The sequence below is a fragment of the Variovorax sp. PAMC26660 genome (genome assembly GCF_014302995.1).
In the GTDB taxonomy this organism is placed as follows: Bacteria; Pseudomonadota; Gammaproteobacteria; order Burkholderiales; family Burkholderiaceae_C; genus Variovorax.
In genome coordinates, this window is the sequence record NZ_CP060295.1 from 5499499 (window position 1) to 5518723 (window position 19225).

Genomic DNA, 19225 nt, shown 5'->3' on the forward strand with positions numbered 1-19225 from the left:
ACCTTCATCAGATTTCAAATCACCTCAACGGAGAACCTCATGGAAGACATCGTCATCGTTTCGGCCGCACGCACGGCGGTCGGCAAATTCGGCGGCTCGCTCGCGGGCATCTCGGCCACGGAGCTGGGCGCCATCGTCATCAAGGAAGTGATTGCGCGTGCCAACCTCACGGCCGACCAGGTGGGTGAGGCCATCATGGGCCAGGTGCTGGCGGCCGGTGCCGGCCAGAACCCCGCGCGGCAGGCATGGCTCAAGGGCGGTGGCACCAAGGAAACGCCGGCGCTCACCATCAACGCCGTGTGCGGCTCGGGCCTGAAGGCCGTGATGCTGGCGGCGCAGGCCGTGGCCACGGGCGACAGCGAGATCGTCATTGCCGGCGGCCAGGAAAACATGAGCATGGCGCCGCACGTGCTGCCCAACTCGCGCAACGGCCAGCGCATGGGCGACTGGAAACTGGTCGACACCATGATCGTGGACGGCCTGTGGGACGTCTACAACCAGTACCACATGGGCATCACCGCCGAGAACGTGGCCAAGAAGTTCGGCATCGACCGCGCCGCGCAAGACGAACTGGCGCTGGGCTCGCAGACCAAGGCCGCCGCCGCGCAGGACGCCGGCAAGTTCAAGGACGAAATCGTCGGCGTGAGCATTCCGCAGAAGAAGGGTGACCCGCTCATCTTCAACCAGGACGAGTTCATCAACCGCAAGACCAGCGCCGAAGTGCTGGCCGGCCTGCGCCCCGCCTTCGACAAGGCCGGCGGCGTGACCGCGGGCAATGCCTCGGGCCTGAACGACGGCGCTGCCGCCGTGATGGTGATGACGGCCAAGAAGGCCGCCGCGCTGGGCCTCAAGCCGCTGGGCCGCATCGCCAGCTACGCCACCGCCGGCCTCGACCCCGCCATCATGGGCATGGGCCCGGTGCCCGCGTCGACCAAGGCGCTGCAGCGCGCCGGCTGGAAGGCCGCCGACCTCGACCTGCTCGAAATCAACGAAGCCTTTGCCGCGCAAGCCTGCGCCGTGAACCGCGAAATGGGCTGGGACGTGAACAAGGTTAACGTGAACGGCGGCGCCATTGCCATCGGCCACCCCATCGGCGCGTCGGGCTGCCGCATCCTGGTGACGCTGCTGCATGAAATGCAACGCCAGAACGCCAAGAAGGGCATTGCCTCGCTGTGCATCGGCGGCGGCATGGGCGTGGCGCTGACCATCGAGCGCTGAGCGGACATGGGATCGTGGGCGCGTTCGTTCGTCGACGAACGCGTTCCAATTGATCCGTCGCTGTGACCTTGGCCATGTGGATAGGCCTTTCCCGGGAACCGTCGCGCGAATCTGTCGAGCGGGCGCTTGCGCGCCATCTACCCGGCGTCAGCGTGTGGTGGGGCGATCTCGCGGATCCGGAGTTTCGCGGCGATATCACCCTCGCCATCGAGCCGAACCCCAGCGAGTTTCCGTTCGTCATCAACGGATGGGCCATTGGTGGGCGTGATAGGTACCAGTACGAGTTGGGACTTCGATTGGCGAGGGAGCTTTGTGTTGATCTCGATTGCTCGACCATTTGCGATGGGAGTCACCATGGACCGACCAAGAGCCCGTACTGGAGCATCGTCTGGCAGCAAGGTATTCCATACTTGGCCGACGATTGCCGCACACTCTTTGCTGACTGTCAGGATGACATGTTGCTTGAAGAAAGGCAGCAGCTTGGCCCAGTCAGGCTGCTCCACGTTATCGAGGTAGAACTCGGGCCTCTTATTTGAGTTCGCCTCTTGGCGCAGGCTGGTCGAGTGCTCTGTTGCCGCTCAGCGCGACATCGACGGCCGCTGCGCCATGGCCGCGCGCCAGCGCAGCAGCTCGGGATGCTGCTCCCCGGGCTTGACCCGCACCACGCGGGCAAAGTCCACCGCCACCACCGCGGTGATGTCGGCAATGCTTAACCGGTCGGCAGCGATGAAGTCGCGGCCGGCCAGCCGTTCGTTCAGCGTCTCGAAGAAGTGATTCACCCGCGCCAGTCCGCGCTGCGCCAGTTCGGGTATCTGGGCGTAGTTCACCGGGCCGGGCAGCGCCCGGTCGGCCATGGCGGGTGAGCCATTGCGCAACGTCTCGGCAATGGCTAGCAGGCCTTCGAACTCGATGCGCCAGTTCCAGCTGGCGATCTCGGCCTTTTCCTTCGGCGTGCTGCCCATCAGCGGTGGCTGCGGGTAGCGGGCCTCCAGCCAGGCCGCGATGGCGGCGTTGTCGGTCAGCAGCAACCCGTCTTCATCGTCATCGGTGCGCAGTGCCGGCACCGTGCATTGCGGATTGATCGCGCGGTAGGCATCGCCCATTTGCTCACCATGAGCGAGGTTGATCTGCACGGTCTCATGGGCAATGCCCTTTTCGGCCAGCAGGATGCGCGCGCGCCGCGGGCTGGGTGCGGTTGCGCAGTCGTAGAGAATGATCATCGTCCGTCCAACTCCTGGGGAACACATCGCATGAATGGCACCACGGCCTACACGCCGCCCACCGTCTGGTCCTGGAACAAGGAAAGCGGTGGCCGCTTCGCGAACATCAATCGCCCGATCGCCGGCGCCACCCACGAGAAAGATCTGCCGGTGGGGCGGCATCCGCTGCAACTCTATTCGCTGGCGACGCCCAATGGTGTGAAAGTCACGGTGATGCTGGAGGAACTGCTGGCGCTGGGCCACGCTGGCGCCGAATACGACGCCTGGCTGATCCGCATCAGCGAAGGCGACCAGTTCGGCAGCGGTTTCGTCGCGGTGAATCCGAACTCCAAGATTCCTGCGCTGATGGACCGCAGTGGCGACACGCCCATTCGCGTGTTCGAGTCCGGCGCGATCCTGCAGTACCTGGCCGAAAAGTTCGGCAGTGCCTTCCTGCCGACCGAGCGGGCGGTCCGCGCCGAATGCCTGTCGTGGCTGTTCTGGCAGATGGGCAGCGCGCCGTACCTGGGCGGCGGCTTCGGGCACTTCTATGCCTACGCGCCGACGAAGATCGAATACGCGATCGACCGCTTCGCCATGGAGGTCAAGCGCCAGCTCGACGTGCTCGACCGTCGGCTGGCCGAGAGCCGCTACCTGGCAGGCGACGACTACACCATCGCCGACATCGCCGTCTGGCCCTGGTACGGCACGCTCGCCAAGGGGCAGTTGTACGAGTCGGGCGAATTCCTCCAGGTGGGCGAATACAAGAACGTGCTGCGCTGGACCGACGAGATCGCACAACGACCGGCGGTGCAGCGCGGCCGCATGGTCAACCGCGCCTGGGGCCAGCCAAGCAGCCAGTTGCACGAGCGCCACGACGCGGGCGATTTCGAGACCCGGACGCAAGACAAGCTCGAAACACCCACCTGAGCGCGAGGCCCACAACCATGAGCGACAGGATCCTGGTCTTCTACGGTTCGTACCGTTCCGATCGCATGGGCGTGCGGCTGGCGGACTACATCGTCTCTGGCATCCGGGCGCGTGGCGACGATGCGCAGTTGATCGACGCGAAGCAGGTCGACCTGCCCATGCTCGACCGCATGTACAAGGAATATCCCAAGGGCACCGCACCTGCAGCCATGGAAGCCCTGGCCGAAAAGATCCGCACGGCCGATGCCTTCATCTTCGTCACCGGGGAATACAACTGGGGGCCGCAACCGGGCCTGAAGAACCTGACCGACCACTTTCTCGAAGAGTGGTTCTGGCGGCCGGCTGCCATCGCGAGCTATTCGGCGGGACGCTTTTCCGGCGTCCGCTCGGGCACCGTGTGGCATTCGATCCTGTCGGAGATGGGCATGGTCGTCGTGTCGAGCACGCTGGCGGTCGGGCCGATTTCGCAGACGCTGGATGCCAGCGCAAAGCCGACCGGGCCCGCGGGCGAAGCGCTCGAGCGGTCGTTCGGCCGGTTTGCGGATGACCTCGCCTGGTGGACCGAGGCCGCGCGCGAGCAGCGGGCTCGCAAGGCGCCGCCTTACTGAATGCGCATGGGCGGCCCCTGTGCGATCACGATGCGGCCGATAGCCCGCAATGCAGGCCTGATTTGTCGGTGCTCGGCCATCTTGTTCACCGCTCAAAATTTAAGCATTCTGTCAAATTTCTTTATAAAACAAAGACTTAGAAACTCTTTACAAGGCTTCGCATGAGTTATCCCCAAAGTTGTGCACCGAAAATGGGGATGACGCGGGTTTTCCCGGGCTTCGCCGACAAGTCGATGGATGGTTGAGACTTTTGTGTTCACAAAAACCGAACCGAACCCGGCTTTCGAGCCATTTCGGGCTAATCGGCACCCCGGAGGCCACCAATCTTGTTCACTGCTCAAATTTTGAGCAAGTTAAAGAATGTCCTTGTAAAACAACGAGTTAAATTGCTTTTACAAGGCTCCTCCTGAGTTACCCCCAAAGTTGTCCACGGAAAATGGGGATGGTGCGGTCTTGTTCACAACTCGGCCGCAAGTGGCTGTTTTTCCGGCCTCGCGGCGGCGCTCAGGCAGATTCGGTCTGCTGCCCCGCGTAGTGCCGGCACAGCGTCTCGACCAGCGCCTGCGCATAGATCGGCAGCGCCGCCCGGTCCCGCACTAGCAGATACCGCTCCCGCACGCACCATGCGTCGCTGAGTTCGATCAGCGCCAGTTGCATGCTTTCCTGGTTGCGCCGCGCGGCCGACTCGGGCACCACGCCAATACCCACGCCGCTGCCGATCATTCGGCACATCGCGTCGAAGCTGCCGAGCTGGATGCGCAGCTTCTGCCGCTTGCCGAGGTTGTCGGTGATCTGCGCCAGGAAGGCCTGCAGCGTGCTGCCCTGCTGCATGCCGATGGCGTCTTCGTCCAGCGTTTCCGCGAATGAAATCTCGCGCCGCTTCGCGAAGCGGTGCTGGCCCGAGGTGACGAGCACCAGCCGGTCGGTGCTGAAGTGGATGGCCTCCAGCCCGAGCGTGTCGACGCGGCCGGCCACGATGCCGATGTCGGCGCGGCCGTCGAGCACGCCGCGCGGAATCTGAGCATTCGGTTTTTCCTGAAGGTCGACGTTGATGCGCGGGTTGTGCGCCAGAAAGCCCGGCAGGATCTCGGGCAGGAAGTCGGTCACGGCCGTGGTGTTGGCGAACACGCGCAGGTGGCCGCGCAGGCCGCCGCCGTATTCGAGCAGGTCGGCGCGCAGTTGCTCGGTCTGGCGCAGCACCAGCCGTGCGTGATGCAGAAAGGCTTCTCCCGGCGGAAGCAGGCGCACGCCGCGGGCCTCGCGCTGCAGCAATTGCAGGCCGGCCTGCGTTTCGAGCGCCTTGATGCGCGCGCTGGCCGCTGCCAGCGACAGATGCTGGCGCTCGGCCGCGCGGGTGAGGTTGCCCAACTCGGCGGTGGCAACGAAAAGGCGCAGGTCGGTCAAGTCGAAAAGCATGGGCGATGGTAGCCAAGCCTTCGGGATTTCAGAAGACTGGCTTCCGAAATCGCAGATTGCGCGCGCGGGGAGGGCGCACGACCATGCGGGCATGGAGACACAACACAAACCAGCAAGCAACGGATTGAAAGTCCGCTGCTCTGCCAACACGCGCTTTCGCGCATTCGCACTGCTGGCGTTCGCCGCCGCAGCCACTCTTGTCCACGCGGGCCCGGCGAGCGCTGAGCCCTACCCATCCCGCCCGGTCACGCTCATCGTGCCGCAGGCGGCCGGCGGCACCAACGACATCGTCGGGCGCCTCGTCGGCCAGAAGCTGGGCGAGGTGCTGAACAACGCGAGCGTGGTGGTCGACAACCGGCCCGGTGCCGGCGGCAACATCGGCACGCAGCTCGTCGCCAAGGGGCCGAAGGACGGCTACACGCTGCTCATGACGATCAGCAGCAGCCAGGCGATCAACCCGGCGCTCTACAAGAACCCGGGCTTCGACCCGGTGAAGGACTTCAAGCCGGTGGGCCTGATCGGCGCGGTGCCCAACGTGCTGCTGGTCAACCCTTCTTTTCCGGCGAAAGACTTCAACGAGTTCCTGAAGCTCGCGCGGCAGAAGGGCGCCAACTACCAGTACGCCTCGGCCGGCAACGGCACGCTCAACCACCTGCTGGGCGAAATGCTCAACAGCATGGCCGGCATCTCGCTGCAGCATGTGCCCTACAAGGGCGTGGCGCCCGCGCTCAACGACGTGCTGGGCGGGCAACTTCCGATCGTTTTCGCGAGCCTGCCTTCGGCGCTCTCGCACATCAAGGCCGGCAAGCTGCGCGCGCTGGCCGTGAGCGGCGACAGGCGCTCGCCGGTGCTGCCCGACGTTCCCACCATCGCCGAAGCGGTGCCGGGCTACAACGGCACGCTGTGGATCGGCCTGTTCGCGCCTGCCGGCGTGCCGCCCGATGTGCTGGCCACGCTGCAGGAGGCAACGCGCAAGGCACTCGCCGCGAAGGACCTGCGCGACAAGCTCGACCAGCAGGGCGTCGAGATCGCGCCGCCCACCTCACCCGAACAATTTTCGAAACTGCTGCAGGACGACCTTGCCAAGTGGGCACGCATCGTCAAGGCCTCCGGTGCTGCGGTCGATTGAAGAACCCATGAGCAACACCCATCCTGATAAATCTTCCCCGCTGATCGACAGCGACGCCCTTGCGAAGCTGCAAGCCTGGCAGGGCCGCAGCGAAACGCTGGTCGACGACATCACCGCTGCGCCCGTGCGCGCGCTCTCGGCCACGCTCGACCGCGACGACGCGCTGCCCGTGGCCGGCACGCATCTGCCTGCGTTGTGGCACTGGCTCTATTTCCTGCCGCACCACCGCCAGTCGGAGATTGGCGACGACGGCCATGCGAAGCGCGGCGGTTTTCTGCCGCCCGTGCCGCTGCCGCGCCGCATGTGGGCCGGCGGGCGCCTGAGCTGGGAATCGGGCAATCCGCTGCAGGTGGGCGACAAGATCGAGCGCACATCGACCATCGTGTCGGTCACCCACAAGGCAGGCCGCAGCGGCGAGCTGGTGTTCGTGCTGGTGCGCCATGAAGTGCGCAATGCGAGAGGACTGGCGCTGACCGAAGAGCACGACATCGTTTACCGCGCCGCTGCCGAACCGGGTGAGAAAGCGCCACCGCCGACGCCGGCCCCAAAGGACGCCACCTTCAGCCGCAACATCGTCCCCGACGACGTGCTGCTGTTCCGCTATTCGGCGCTGACCTTCAACGGCCACCGCATCCACTACGACCGTCGCTACGTGACGCAGGTCGAGGGCTATCCGGGCTTGATCGTGCACGGCCCGCTGATCGCGACCTTGCTGGTCGACCTGCTGCGCCGCAACCTGCCGGGCGCGCAGCTTGCGCGCTTCGAGTTCCGCGCCGTGCGCCCGACCTTCGACATTGCGCCGTTCCGCGTGCACGGCAAGCCGGCTGAAGGCAGCAGCGACGGCAAGACCTTCAGCCTCTGGGGCGAAGACGCCGATGGCTGGCTCACGATGCAGGCCACGGCCGTGCTGGCTTGAGGGAAAGAAACAGATGACAAGACCTCTCGATGGCATCACCGTCGTGTCGCTCGAACATGCGATCGCGGCACCGTTCTGCACCCGGCAACTGGCCGACCTCGGCGCCCGCGTCATCAAGGTGGAGCGGCCCGGCGACGGGGACTTCGCTCGTGCCTACGACGGGCGCGTGCTCGGCGAAGCCTCGCACTTCGTGTGGGTGAACCGCTCCAAGGAAAGCATCACGCTCGACCTGAAGCAGCCCGCCGCGCTGGCGGTGCTGCAAGAGCTGGTGGCCGATGCCGACGTGCTGGTGCAGAACCTCGCACCGGGCGCAGCGGCGCGCATGGGGCTCGGGGCCGCGGCGCTGCAGGCCAGGCACCCGAAGCTCATCGTCTGCGACATCTCGGGCTACGGCGAAGACGGGCCGTACCGCGACAAGAAGGCCTATGACCTGCTGATCCAGAGCGAGGCGGGCTTCCTGTCGGTCACGGGCACGCCGGACGATCCGTGCAAGTCGGGCAACTCCATCGCCGACATCGCGGCCGGCATGTATGCCTACACCGGCATCCTGGCGGCGCTGCTCCAGCGCGGCAAGACCGGCAAGGGCTCGCACATCGACGTGTCGATGCTCGAATCGCTCGCCGAGTGGATGGGCTACCCGATGTACTACGCCTACGACGGCGCGCCGCCGCCGCCGCGCAGCGCTGCGTCGCACGCGACCATCTATCCCTACGGGCCGTTCCCCGCAGGCGACGGCGGCACGGTGATGCTAGGCCTGCAGAACGAGCGCGAGTGGCGCGCGTTCTGCGAGAAGGTCTTGCTGCAGGCTGGGCTCGCAAGCGATGCGCGCTTCGACAGCAATGCACGGCGCAACGAGAACCGCGAGGCCTTGCGCGCGGTGATCGTCGAGACCTTCGGCGCGTTGAGCACCGCGCAGGTGCTCGAACGCCTCGACGCAGCACAGATCGCCAACGCACGCATGAACGACATGGCCGGCCTCTGGGCCCATCCGCAACTGCAAGCGCGCGAGCGCTGGCGGCAGGTGGGCTCGCCGGCCGGCGACATTCCCGCCTTGCTGCCGGCGGGGCGGCAGAGCGCCTTCGACTACCGCATGGACCCGGTGCCGGCGGTCGGCGAGCACACCGAAACGATCCTGCGCAGCCTCGGGCGCAGCGATGCGGACATTGCGGCGCTGCGCGAAGCGAGGGCGGTGTGAGCGGGGCTGCCGATACGCCGCTGGCACTGGCGCGCACCTTCCTTTTCGTGCCGGCCGACCGGCCCGAGCGCCATGCCCGCGCGTTGGCGACGGGCGCGGGCGGCGTCATCGTCGATCTTGAAGATGCGGTGGCACCTGAGCGCAAGGCAGTGGCCCGTGCGGGGCTGGCCGTCTCGTTCGCCGCGCTGCCCGAGGCGGACCGCAAGCGGCTGCTGGTGCGCATCAACGCAGGCGGCACGCCGTGGCACGCCGACGACCGTGCAGCGGTCGGCGAGCTGGTGGCGCAGGGGCTCATTGCCGGTGTCATGCTGCCGAAGGCCGAGCAGGTTGCCGATCTGCGGCAACTGGCGCAAGCCGTCGGACCGCAGGGCGTGCTCGTGCCGCTGATCGAATCGGCCGCCGGTCTGGAGGCGATCAACGAACTGGCTGCTGCCCCGCAGGTGCTGCGGCTTGCCTTCGGCAACCTCGACTTCCAGGCCGACCTGGGGCTCGCCTGCGATGCGGATGAAACCGAGTTGGTGCCCGTGCGCCTGGCGCTGCTGCTGGCCTCGCGGCGTGCGTGCCTGCCCGCGCCCATCGACGGCGTGACGCCCGATTGGCGCGACGCGCAGCGTCTTGCCGCCGATGCGGCGCGCGCCCGGCGCGGCGGCTTCGGCGCCAAGCTGTGCATTCACCCTGACCAGGTCGCGCCAGTGCACGCCGCGCTCGGCCCCAGCCCCCAGGAGCTGGCCTGGGCTCGCCGTGTGATCGACGCGACCCAGTCCGCTGGCGGCGGCGTGGTCAGCCTCGACGGACGCATGGTCGATGCGCCCGTGGTCCGGCTGGCGCAGCGCCTGCTGGCACTCGACGCTCAGGCGCCGCCCTGATCCGCGACGGCCGCAGATTCCCAATAACCACAGGAGACAACGAAGTGACAGCAACGAAGAAGAACTGGAAAGTCCGCAGCCTGCTCGCGGCATCGCTGGGCGCAGCATGCCTGCTGGCCGGCCCATCGCCTGCGATGGCGGAGGCTGCGTGGCCCGACAAGCCCATCGTCATGGTCGTGCCGTACTCGGCCGGCGGCCCGACCGACGTGGTGGCGCGCATGCTCGCCATTCCCATGGGCAAGTCGCTCGGGCAGACCGTGATTGTCGAGAACACGGTCGGCGCGGGCGGCACCATCGCGCCCACGCGCGTGGCCAGGGCGGCGCCCAATGGCTACACCATCCTGATTCACCACATGGGCATGGCCACTGCGCCGGCGCTCTACAAGAAGCTCAACTACGATCCGCTGAAAGACTTCGAGTACGTCGGCCAGGTGATGGACGTGCCGATGACGCTGCTCTCGCGCAAGGACTTTCCGGCCAACAACTTCCAGGAGCTGCTGGCCTATGTGAAAGCCAACAAGGACAAGGTCACGCTCGCCAACGCCGGCACGGGCGCGGTGTCGCAGCTTTGCGGCCTGCTGTTCATGCATCAGATCGGCGTGCAGCTCACCACCATTCCCTACAAGGGCGCTGGCCCCGCACTCAACGACCTCATGGGCGGGCAGGTCGACCTGCTGTGCGACCAGACCACGCAGACCGCGCCAGTCATCAAGGACGGCAACCGCGTGAAGGTGTTCGGCGTGACCACGCCCAAACGGCTGTCCAGCATGCCGAACATCCCGACGCTCGACGAGCAGGGTTTGAAGGGCTTCGACGTGAAGGTGTGGCACGGCATCTACGCCCCCAAGGGCACGCCGCCGGCCGTGATCGAGAAGCTGAACATTGCCTTGCGCGCCGCGCTGCAGGACGACATGGTCAAGAAGCGCTTTGCCGAACTGAGCACCGAGGCTGCGCCGATGGACAAGGTCACGCCCGAAGCGCTGCGCACGCACCTCGCGGCCGAGATCGACAAGTGGGGCAAGGTGATCCGCGCGGCAGGGGTGCAGGCGGACTGATCCAGGGAGGCGCCGACGCTGCCGCCATCAAGGCGCGCGCCGGTGCCCGGCAGGATGTCACGCAAGGTTACTTCTGCTGAGCAGGGGTGAGGCCCGGCCGCGTTTCGCCAGTGTAGACTGCCGAGTTTTTCGTTCGGGCGGTATGGCGCAAGCTTCACAGCGCACAGTTTTTCACGGCTCGACGCTCGTTCGCCTCCTTTCTCGACTGACCGACATCGACGTCCGCGAATCCAGACAAGGCACTGCGGACCGATTGAGCCAATGGTTCGGCTGGACCGACGCCATTTCGCTGTCCGCGGCGCTGGACGGCAGTCCGGCGGCCGTGCAGTCCAGTGCACGTGCGTCCGGCAGCGCCGAAGAAAACGAATTCACCCGCGTGCGCGCCGCATTGACACAGGCCATCGCCGAAGACAGCGCGCCCACGGTCGTCAAGAAGCGGGGCAACCCGCATGCGGCCGCCGCACCCACCGGCGACACGCCCGTGGACTCCGCACCCACTTTCGCTCCTTATCGTCGGCGCTACCTCACCCGGCAGCAGGCCATGGAAACGCGCATCGCCCCCTTGCGCGCGCGCGTGCGGGCCACCTTGGCGGTCAGATCACCCACCATGGCCCGGCTCGCCGCCGTCGATGTCGTCATGGAACAGGCGCTCGCGGCACAGGAGCGCCGCTTGCTGGCGACCGTGCCCGTGCTGCTTGGAAAGCATTTCGAGCGCCTGCGCCAGGCCGCCCAGCCGACGCCGGACGACACACAAGCTGTGGACGAGCCCGACAGCGAAGCCCCGTCCACCGAGTGGCTGAACGTTTTTTGCAAACACATGCAAGACGTGCTGCTCGCAGAACTCGATATTCGATTGCAACCGGTCGAAGGGCTGCTTGAAGCCCTGCGCACCAGTTAACCAGACCTCCATGAAAAGATTTCTTCACTACGCCGCATTTTTCGTAGGCTTGGCCGCCGTGTGCTGGGTCGCCGTCGGGTACATCGGCTCCAACCCGCTGGCGCTGTTGATCACGCTGCTCATCGGCGCGTTCTACCTGATGGGTGCGCTGGAACTGCATCGCTTTCAGCAGGCCACCGCCACCCTGTCGCATGCGGTGACGGACATGCCCCAGCCTCCGACGAGCCTGGGCCAATGGCTCGACCAGTTGCATCCTTCGCTGCGCAACGCGGTGCGCCTGCGCGTCGAGGGTGAGCGTGTCGGCTTGCCCGGTCCGGCCCTGACGCCGTACCTCGCAGGGCTGCTGGTGCTGCTGGGGATGCTGGGCACCTTCCTCGGCATGGTCGTCACGCTGAACGGCACCGGCTCGGCGCTGGAGCACGCGACGGACCTGCAGGCCATGCGCGCCTCGCTGGCCGCCCCGGTCAAGGGCCTGGGCGTGGCGTTCGGCACCTCGCTGGCTGGTGTGGCCGCGTCCGCGATGCTGGGCCTTGTGTCCGCCTTGTGCCGGCGCGACAGGCTGCAGACCGCGCAGTTGCTCGACACGCGGATCGCGACCACCTTGCGCGTCTTCTCGCTGGCGCATCAGCGCGAAGAGTCCTTCAAGCTGCTGCAGGCCCAGGGCCAGGCGATGCCCGCGCTGGTCGACCGGCTGCAGCTCATGATGGAAGCGATGGCACAGCAGAACCACGCACTGAACGAGCGGCTGATCTCCAGCCAGGACAACTTCCACGGCAAGGCCGAAGCGGCATACGCCAGCCTGGCCACTTCCGTCGATCACTCGCTCAAGCAGAGCCTGACCGAAGGTGCCCGCATCGCCGGTGCGACGATCCAGCCGGTCGTTGAAGCGACCATGGCCGGCATCGCACGCGAGACGGCTGCGTTGCACGACACCGTCGGGCACAGCGTGCAGCGGCAACTGGACGGGCTGTCGACCCGCTTCGAGGCCAGCACCGCCACCGTGGCCGACATCTGGAAGAGCGCGCTTGACGGGCATCGGCGCGCAAGCGAGGAAGTGTCGAAAGACCTGCGCAACTCGCTCGGCCAGTTCGCCGAGACCTTCGAGCAGCGCTCGGCCTCGCTGGTGGACAACGTCTCCACCCGTCTCGAAGCCACGGTCGGCAGCATGTCGGACAACTGGCGCAACGCCTTGGCGCAACACGAGCGCGTGAGCGAGACCCTGTCGGGTGATACGCACCGTGCCCTGACTGCCGCTTCGGCCACCTTCGAGCAGCACTCGGCGTCGCTGCTGCACACGGTCGGTCAGGCCCACACCGACCTGCAGACGGAGATGGCGTCGCGCGACCAGCAACGGCTCGCGGTCTGGACCCAGTCGCTCGAAGCGATGGCTGTGTCGCTGCAACAGGAATGGCAGCAGGCCGGCGCGCGCAACGAGAACCAGCAGCAGGAAATCTGCAAGACGCTCGCCGAAACCGCCCGGGAAATCACAGCCCAGACCGAAACACACGCGAAAAACACGATCGCCGAGATCGGCCAGCTCGTGCAGGCTGCGTCGGAAGCGCCGCGCGCGGCAGCCGAAGTGATCGCCGAGCTGCGCGGGAAGCAGGCCGACTTCGAGCAGCGCTCGGTGTCGCTGCTGCAGACGGTGGGCCAGGCCCACACCGACCTGCAGACGGAAATGGCATCGCGCGACCAGCAACGGCTCGCTGCCTGGACCCAGACGCTCGAAGCCATGGCCACATCGCTGCAGCAGGAATGGCAGCAGGCCGGCGTGCGCGGCGAGAACCAGCAGCAGGAAATCTGCAGGACGCTCGCCGAGACCGCCAGCCAGATCTCGGCTCAGGCGGACGCACATGCGAAGAGCACGATCGCCGAGATAGGGCAGCTCATGCAGGCCGCCTCGGAAGCACCGCGCGCCGCGGCGGAAATGATCGCCGAGCTGCGCGGGAAGCAAACCGACTTCGAGCAGCGCTCGGTGTCGCTGCTGCAGACGGTGGGCCAGGCCCACACCGACCTGCAGACGGAAATGGCGTCGCGCGACCAGGAACGGCTTGCAGCCTGGACCCAGTCGCTCGAAGCGATGGCCGTGTCGCTGCAGCAGGAATGGCAGCAGGCCGGCGTTCGCAGCGAGAACCAGCAACAGGAGATCTGCAAGACGCTCGCGGAAACCGCCCGCGAGATCTCCGCCCAGACGGAAGCCAGCGCCAAGAGCACGATCGCCGAAATCGGCCAGCTCATGCAGGCCGCATCGGAAGCGCCACGGGCCGCTGCCGAAGTGATCGGCGAGCTGCGCCAGAAGCTGACCGACAGCATGGCGCGCGACAACACGATGCTGGAAGAGCGCAGCCGCATCCTGGGCACGCTGGAGACCCTGCTCAATGCGGTGAACCATGCCTCCACCGAACAGCGCACTGCCATCGACGCGCTGGTGACTGCATCGGCGGACCTGCTGGACCGCGTGGGCACGCGCTTCACGGACAAGGTCGATGCAGAAACCGGAAAGATGGCCGAGGTCGCCGCGCAGATCACCGGCAGCGCCGTCGAGGTGGCGAGCCTGGGCGAGGCCTTCGGTTTCGCCGTGCAGCTCTTCACCGAATCGAACGACAAGCTGGGCGCGCACCTGCAGCGCATCGAAGGCACGCTGGGCAAGTCCATCGCGCGCAGTGACGAGCAACTGGCCTACTACGTGGCGCAGGCGAGGGAAGTGATCGACCTGAGCATCATGTCGCAAAAGCAGATCGTGGAAGACCTGCAGCAAATGGCCAGCCAGCGGATCGCGGCGGGCAGCGAAGCGTGATGACCGAGGACATCGACGCAGGCGTCGAGCCGACGGTCCCCGTGTGGGCCGTCTTCGGCGACCTGATGGCGGGTCTGCTGGGCGCCTTCGTGCTGATCCTGGTGTGCGTGATCGGCATGCAGCTTGAACTGGCGAACAAGCTCGAAGCCGAGGTCAAGCAGCGGCAGATCGAGGCGAAGCGGCTGCAGACGCTGGAGCAGGCCCTGGCAGGGCCGCTCGCCGCGGGCCGGGTGACGCTGAACAACGGGCGCATCGGCATCAGCGGCAACGTGCTGTTTGCCCTGAACTCGGCCGAGCTGCAGCCCGAAGGCCGCCAGTTGCTCAAGAGCCTGTCCGCGCCGCTGACCGCCTACCTCCAGTCCCGCGACGAGATCCTGATGGTGAGCGGCTTCACTGACGACCGGCAGGTGCGCGGCGGCAACCGCCAGTTCGCCGACAACTGGGAGCTGTCGGCCCAGCGCGCGCTGACGGTGACGCGGGCATTGATCGAAGAGGGGCTGCCGTCGTCCTCGATATTCGCCGCGGCCTTCGGCGCCGAGCAGGCGGTGGCGTCGAATGCGGATGCAGACGGACGATCCCGCAACCGGCGCGTGGAGATGGCGCCGACGCCCCGGCCGTCGAGCGCCGCACAGAAGCCCCGTGAGTAACGACGACGCAGGCACAACCGGCACGGCGTCCATGGCTGAGAACATGGACCCCGGTGCGATGCTCGACGCATGGCGCGCGCGTGGCGATCACCGCGTCGACCCGGTGCGCTTTCGTTTCATCGAGGCGCTGGCCCGGCGCACGGTGGCCCAGCAAGGCGATGCGCGGCGCATCCTGGATGACAAGCTGGCCCGCTTGCTCGTGGCGTATGGCGAAGGTGTTGCAAGGGCTGAGGGCCTTGACGGCGCCGCGGCACCATCGGAAGCCGCTGCGCGGCAGGAAGCCCAGCCGCAACGCGGGGCGCTCGCGGAACTCGTCGATCACATCGGCCGCGTGTCGGCCCATGGGGACGGCCCGGCGCCCGGCGATGCGGTGGCCAGCCTTGCGCCCTCCGGCGAACAGAAGACGCTCAGGTATTTCAGGAACACGTGGTCGAGGCTCAGCGCCGAGCGGCGGGTGACGCAGTCGCTGGCGAAGGTGCCGGAGAACGCCGGCCCGCTCAACTCGCACCACCTCGTGCACCGGTCGCTCACGCTGATGCGCGACCTGTCGCCGGAATACCTCAACCGGTTCATGGCGTATGTCGACACCTTGCTTTGGGTCGATCAGGTGAACAGCGCTGGCGCTGCTTCGGCAGGTGCCAGTACCACGCGCGCCGAGAGCGCAAAGAAGACGACAGGGCGCGCTAAGGCTGGTTGATGCTGGCGGCGGCCTCGGGGGCCTGCAGCGTCTCGTCGAACAGCCTGAGCAACTGCCGCGCGAACACTTCCATGTTCGCCGGGCGATCCGTGTCGCCCGTTTCGATGGTCCGGCTGGCCGTGACTGCACCGGCGACGGCCACGCACACATGCCCCGGCGCATCGCCGTACGGGCTGCCCGACGGTCCGGCCGCGCCGCTTTCGCAGATGCCCCATGTCGCGCGATGGCTGTCGCGCATCCTTGCGGCGATGAACCTCGCGTAAGGCTCGGTTTCGCCGCGCATGCCGGTCATGTCCTCGCGGGTGAGCCCCAGCAAGGCTTTGCCGGCGCGCCGCGAATAAACGACCGCGCCGCCCAGGAAGAACGCCGACGCGCCCGGTATGGCGAGCAGCGCCGCCGACACGAGGCCGCCGGCCGACGACTCGGCGACCGCCTCCGTCTGGCGCCGCTCGCGCAGCGTGGCGCCGATGCGGGCGGCGAGCACGGCAAGCGGTTCGAGGTCAGGCGCAGCGGTCATGGCGTTCCGGGGCGCTTGGCGGGCCGCCGCAGGTAGGCCGGCGCCCGTTCATGGCTGGCCGTGCTGCCGTAGATCGTGTCCGCCGGGTAGTACTCGGCCTGCAACTGCACCTTCGCGGCCGCTTCCTCGCCGGCGGTGTGGGCAATGAAGGCCAGCATCAGGTCGGTGCCCGCCGACACGCCGGCCGATGTCCAGACATCGCCATCCTGCACGAAGCGCTGCTCGACCACCTTCACGTCGCCCAGCGCGCGCAGGCGATCGAGCGATCCCCAGTGCGTGGTCGCGGTCTTGCCCGAAAGCAGGCCGGCCGCATGCAGCACGAAGGCACCGGTGCAGACCGACAGCAACGCCTTGCAGCCGGGGGCTTGCGCGGCCAGAAAGCGCACCATCTCGGGGTTGTCGACTTCGCGGCGCGTGCCCATGCCGCCCGGCACCAGCAGGTAATCGAGCGGCGGGCAGTCGGCGAAAGACACGTGCGGGTTGATGGACAAGCCCTTGGCGCAGACCACCGGCTCGCGCTTCTGGGCGACGATCAGGCAGTTGGCGGGCCCCGCCGCCAGCTTGCTCCACATGGTGAGCATTTCCCAGGGGCCGACGAAGTCGAGTTCCTCGACATCGGGAAATACGATGATCCCGAAATTCATACTTTTGAACTCCTTGGTGGTGAGGTCTGTGCAAGCGCGTACAGGCGCAAGCATAGAGGCGGGTGCCACGCCACGTCTTCGTGACAGCTGGTTGCAAGCTTGGCTCAGTGTTTTCCTCAGAGTTCGATGGCGTGAAAATGGCTAGAGTGAAGGCGGCCGTTCAGGCTTTTGCTACGTACACATCAAGGAAATTTCATGAGCAAGAAAGTTGCATATGTCACCGGAGGCATGGGTGGCATCGGAACAGCCATCTGCCAACGTCTGCACAAGGACGGATTCACCGTGATCGCCGGTTGCGGTCCTACGCGCGACCACGCCAAGTGGCTCGCCGAACAGAAAGCCGAAGGCTTCGAGTTCCACGCCTCCGTCGGCAATGTCGGCGACTGGCAATCCACCGTCGAAGCCTTTTCCGCCGCCAAGGCGGCCCACGGCGCCATCGACGTGCTGGTCAACAACGCCGGCATCACGCGCGACCGGATGTTCCTCAAGATGACGCCCGAGGACTGGAGCGCGGTGATCGAGACCAACCTCAACAGCATGTTCAACGTCACCAAGCAAGTGGTGGGCGACATGGTCGAGAAGGGCTGGGGCCGCATCATCAACATCAGCTCGGTCAACGGTGCCAAGGGCCAGGCGGGCCAGACCAACTACTCGGCGGCCAAGGCCGGCATGCACGGCTTCACGATGGCGCTGGCGCAGGAGCTGGCGGCCAAGGGCGTCACGGTCAACACCGTGAGCCCGGGCTACATCGGCACCGACATGGTCAAGGCCATCCGCCAGGAAGTGCTCGACAAGATCGTGGCCACCATTCCAGTGAAGCGACTGGGCGAGCCGAGCGAAATCGCCTCGATCATCGCGTGGCTGGCGACCGACGAAGGCGGCTACTCGACGGGGGCCGACTTCTCGGTCAACGGCGGCCTTCACATGCACTGAGCATGCTGACCTGCACCTGATTAAAAAACCCGCTTCGGCGGGTTTTTTTGTTCGCGGATGTGGCTTGTACGAATGAAAAATCGACCAGTCGCACCCTACAGTTCCGAACCCTTCGGAGGCACCATGGAAAACACAACAAGTACACCCACCAAAAAGCTCCCTCTGTACCGCTCCCTTTACGTGCAGGTGATCACCGCGGTGGTCATCGGCGTGCTGCTGGGCCACTTCTATCCCACGGTCGGGGAGGCCATGAAGCCGCTGGGCGACGGCTTCATCAAGCTCATCAAGATGATCATTGCGCCGATCATCTTCTGCACGGTCGTGGTCGGCATCGCCGGCATGGAAGACATGAAGAAGGTGGGCAAGACCGGGGGTCTTGCGCTGCTGTACTTCGAGGTCGTCAGCAGCATCGCGCTGCTGGTCGGGCTGGTGCTGGTCAATGTGCTCAAGCCCGGCGCGGGCATGAACATCGACCCGACCACGCTCGATACCAAGGCGCTGGCCTCGTACACCGGCCCCGGCAAGATGACGGGCACGGTCGACTTCATCCTGAACATCATTCCCAACACGCTGGTCGATGCCTTCGCCAAGGGCGAGATCCTGCAGGTGCTGTTGATCGCGGTGCTGTTCGGCTTTGCGCTGCACAAGTTCGGTGGCCGTGGCACGCTGGTGTTCGACGTGATCGAGAAGGGCTCGCACGTGCTCTTCGGCATCGTCAACTACATCATGAAGCTGGCGCCCATCGGTGCCTTCGGCGCGATGGCCTTCACCATCGGCAAGTACGGCGTGGGCAGCCTGTTCTCGCTGGGCAAGCTGATGGGCACGTTCTACCTGACCTGCCTGTTGTTCATCTTCGTGGTGCTGGGGCTCATTGCGCGCTTTCACGGCTTCAGCATCTGGAAGTTCATCAAGTACATCAAGGAAGAACTGCTGATCGTGCTGGGCACGTCGTCGAGCGAATCGGTGCTGCCGCGCATGATGGAAAAGATGGAGAACCTGGGCGCGAACAAGACCTGCGTGGGTCTGGTGATCCCGACGGGCTACTCGTTCAACCTCGACGGTACCTCGATCTATCTGACGATGGCGGCTGTGTTCATCGCGCAGGCCACCAACACGCCGATGACGCTGGTGCAGGAGATCACGCTGCTGGCCGTGTTGCTGCTGACCTCGAAGGGCGCGGCGGGCGTCACGGGCAGCGGCTTCATCGTGCTGGCCGCCACGCTGTCGGCGGTGGGGCATGTGCCGGTGGCGGGGCTGGCGCTCATCTTGGGCATCGACCGTTTCATGTCGGAGGCGCGCGCGCTGACCAACCTGATCGGCAACGGCGTGGCCACCATCGTGGTCGCCAAGTGGACCAACGAGCTGGACGAGAACCGGCTGCAGGCCGGGCTCAACAACGAGACCTGGGTCGAGGCGCAGGAGCCCGAGGTTCTTGAGGGGGCGCGCGCTGGGAAGATGTCTACCTAGGATTACTGCGTTCGTTGTTTGAAGGCGGGGCGCTGCTGTTCAGGGCGCGCTCACGCCGACACGGTGCTCTTTTTCGCGAATGTCCCCCGCTTC

General features: G+C 66.2%; 19 protein-coding genes. 15 read left to right on the forward strand and 4 right to left on the reverse strand.

Annotated elements, in window-relative coordinates; all coding sequences use genetic code 11:
• Positions 1-39 precede the first annotated feature (39 nt).
• The gene (locus H7F35_RS25900) at positions 40-1218 is read left to right on the forward strand and encodes an acetyl-CoA C-acetyltransferase (RefSeq protein ID WP_187109410.1); all 1179 of its coding nucleotides are present in this window, start codon (positions 40-42) and stop codon (positions 1216-1218) included.
• Positions 1219-1280: 62 nt separating this feature from the next.
• Positions 1281-1754, forward strand: a complete 474-nt coding sequence (locus H7F35_RS25905; RefSeq protein WP_187109411.1) for a hypothetical protein — start codon at positions 1281-1283, stop codon at positions 1752-1754.
• 42 nt (positions 1755-1796) lie between these two features.
• Here H7F35_RS25905 and H7F35_RS25910 read toward each other — a convergent pair whose 3' ends face one another.
• Entirely contained in the window at positions 1797-2438 is a 642-nt protein-coding gene (locus H7F35_RS25910) for a glutathione S-transferase family protein (RefSeq protein ID WP_187109412.1), read from the reverse strand.
• A 30-nt stretch (positions 2439-2468) separates the two neighbouring features.
• On the opposite strand from H7F35_RS25910, the gene yghU reads away from it, so the two are divergent.
• Both yghU and H7F35_RS25920 read left to right on the forward strand, forming a co-directional pair.
• Positions 2469-3347 carry a glutathione-dependent disulfide-bond oxidoreductase gene (yghU, locus tag H7F35_RS25915; protein WP_187109413.1) on the forward strand — a complete coding sequence of 293 codons (879 nt, stop codon included), beginning with the start codon at positions 2469-2471 and terminating at the stop codon, positions 3345-3347.
• Between the two features lie 17 nt (positions 3348-3364).
• On the forward strand, positions 3365-3955 hold the full coding sequence (locus H7F35_RS25920) for an NADPH-dependent FMN reductase (RefSeq protein ID WP_187109414.1): 591 nt from the start codon (positions 3365-3367) through the stop codon (positions 3953-3955).
• 504 nt (positions 3956-4459) lie between these two features.
• Here H7F35_RS25920 and H7F35_RS25925 read toward each other — a convergent pair.
• On the reverse strand, positions 4460-5371 hold the full coding sequence (locus H7F35_RS25925) for a LysR family transcriptional regulator (RefSeq protein WP_187109415.1): 912 nt from the start codon (positions 5369-5371) through the stop codon (positions 4460-4462).
• A gap of 124 nt (positions 5372-5495) precedes the next feature.
• Between H7F35_RS25925 and H7F35_RS25930 the strand changes: the two genes are divergently transcribed.
• The 9 genes from H7F35_RS25930 (at position 5496) to H7F35_RS25970 (ending at position 15571) form a co-directional block, all read left to right on the forward strand.
• Positions 5496-6500, forward strand: coding sequence for a tripartite tricarboxylate transporter substrate binding protein (locus H7F35_RS25930; protein WP_187109416.1), 1005 nt, complete (start codon positions 5496-5498; stop codon positions 6498-6500).
• Between the two features lie 7 nt (positions 6501-6507).
• Positions 6508-7416 (forward strand): MaoC family dehydratase N-terminal domain-containing protein, encoded by a 909-nt coding sequence (locus H7F35_RS25935; protein ID WP_187109417.1) that lies wholly within the window; start codon positions 6508-6510, stop codon positions 7414-7416.
• A 13-nt stretch (positions 7417-7429) separates the two neighbouring features.
• Complete coding sequence (locus tag H7F35_RS25940) at positions 7430-8611, forward strand: CaiB/BaiF CoA transferase family protein (RefSeq protein ID WP_187109418.1); 1182 nt, start codon at positions 7430-7432, stop codon at positions 8609-8611.
• Positions 8608-9477, forward strand: coding sequence for an HpcH/HpaI aldolase/citrate lyase family protein (locus H7F35_RS25945; protein WP_187109419.1), 870 nt, complete (start codon positions 8608-8610; stop codon positions 9475-9477). Before H7F35_RS25940 ends, H7F35_RS25945 begins: the two co-directional genes overlap by 4 nt.
• A gap of 44 nt (positions 9478-9521) precedes the next feature.
• Complete coding sequence (locus H7F35_RS25950) at positions 9522-10532, forward strand: tripartite tricarboxylate transporter substrate-binding protein (protein WP_187109420.1); 1011 nt, start codon at positions 9522-9524, stop codon at positions 10530-10532.
• Positions 10533-10674: 142 nt separating this feature from the next.
• On the forward strand, positions 10675-11430 hold the full coding sequence (locus tag H7F35_RS25955; RefSeq protein ID WP_187109421.1) for a DUF3348 domain-containing protein: 756 nt from the start codon (positions 10675-10677) through the stop codon (positions 11428-11430).
• A gap of 10 nt (positions 11431-11440) precedes the next feature.
• The gene (locus H7F35_RS25960; RefSeq protein WP_187109422.1) at positions 11441-14227 is read left to right on the forward strand and encodes a DUF802 domain-containing protein; all 2787 of its coding nucleotides are present in this window, start codon (positions 11441-11443) and stop codon (positions 14225-14227) included.
• Positions 14227-14874 carry an OmpA family protein gene (locus H7F35_RS25965; protein WP_187109423.1) on the forward strand — a complete coding sequence of 216 codons (648 nt, stop codon included), beginning with the start codon at positions 14227-14229 and terminating at the stop codon, positions 14872-14874. Before H7F35_RS25960 ends, H7F35_RS25965 begins: the two co-directional genes overlap by 1 nt.
• 31 nt (positions 14875-14905) lie before the next feature.
• Positions 14906-15571 (forward strand): DUF2894 domain-containing protein, encoded by a 666-nt coding sequence (locus H7F35_RS25970; RefSeq protein WP_261803351.1) that lies wholly within the window; start codon positions 14906-14908, stop codon positions 15569-15571.
• Here the strand turns inward: H7F35_RS25970 and H7F35_RS25975 are convergent.
• Both H7F35_RS25975 and H7F35_RS25980 read right to left on the reverse strand, forming a co-directional pair.
• Positions 15558-16088, reverse strand: a complete 531-nt coding sequence (locus H7F35_RS25975) for a CinA family protein (protein WP_187109424.1) — start codon at positions 16086-16088, stop codon at positions 15558-15560. The two genes, H7F35_RS25970 and H7F35_RS25975, sit on opposite strands and share 14 nt — an antisense overlap.
• Positions 16085-16732 carry a DJ-1/PfpI family protein gene (locus H7F35_RS25980; RefSeq protein WP_187109425.1) on the reverse strand — a complete coding sequence of 216 codons (648 nt, stop codon included), beginning with the start codon at positions 16730-16732 and terminating at the stop codon, positions 16085-16087. The genes H7F35_RS25975 and H7F35_RS25980 overlap by 4 nt, the downstream gene beginning before the upstream one ends.
• A gap of 195 nt (positions 16733-16927) precedes the next feature.
• Here H7F35_RS25980 and phbB point away from each other — a divergent pair, with 195 nt between their 5' ends.
• Both phbB and H7F35_RS25990 read left to right on the forward strand, forming a co-directional pair.
• Positions 16928-17665 carry an acetoacetyl-CoA reductase gene (gene phbB, locus H7F35_RS25985; RefSeq protein WP_187109426.1) on the forward strand — a complete coding sequence of 246 codons (738 nt, stop codon included), beginning with the start codon at positions 16928-16930 and terminating at the stop codon, positions 17663-17665.
• Positions 17666-17788: 123 nt separating this feature from the next.
• Entirely contained in the window at positions 17789-19132 is a 1344-nt protein-coding gene (locus H7F35_RS25990) for a dicarboxylate/amino acid:cation symporter (RefSeq protein ID WP_187109427.1), read from the forward strand.
• Positions 19133-19225 lie beyond the last annotated feature (93 nt).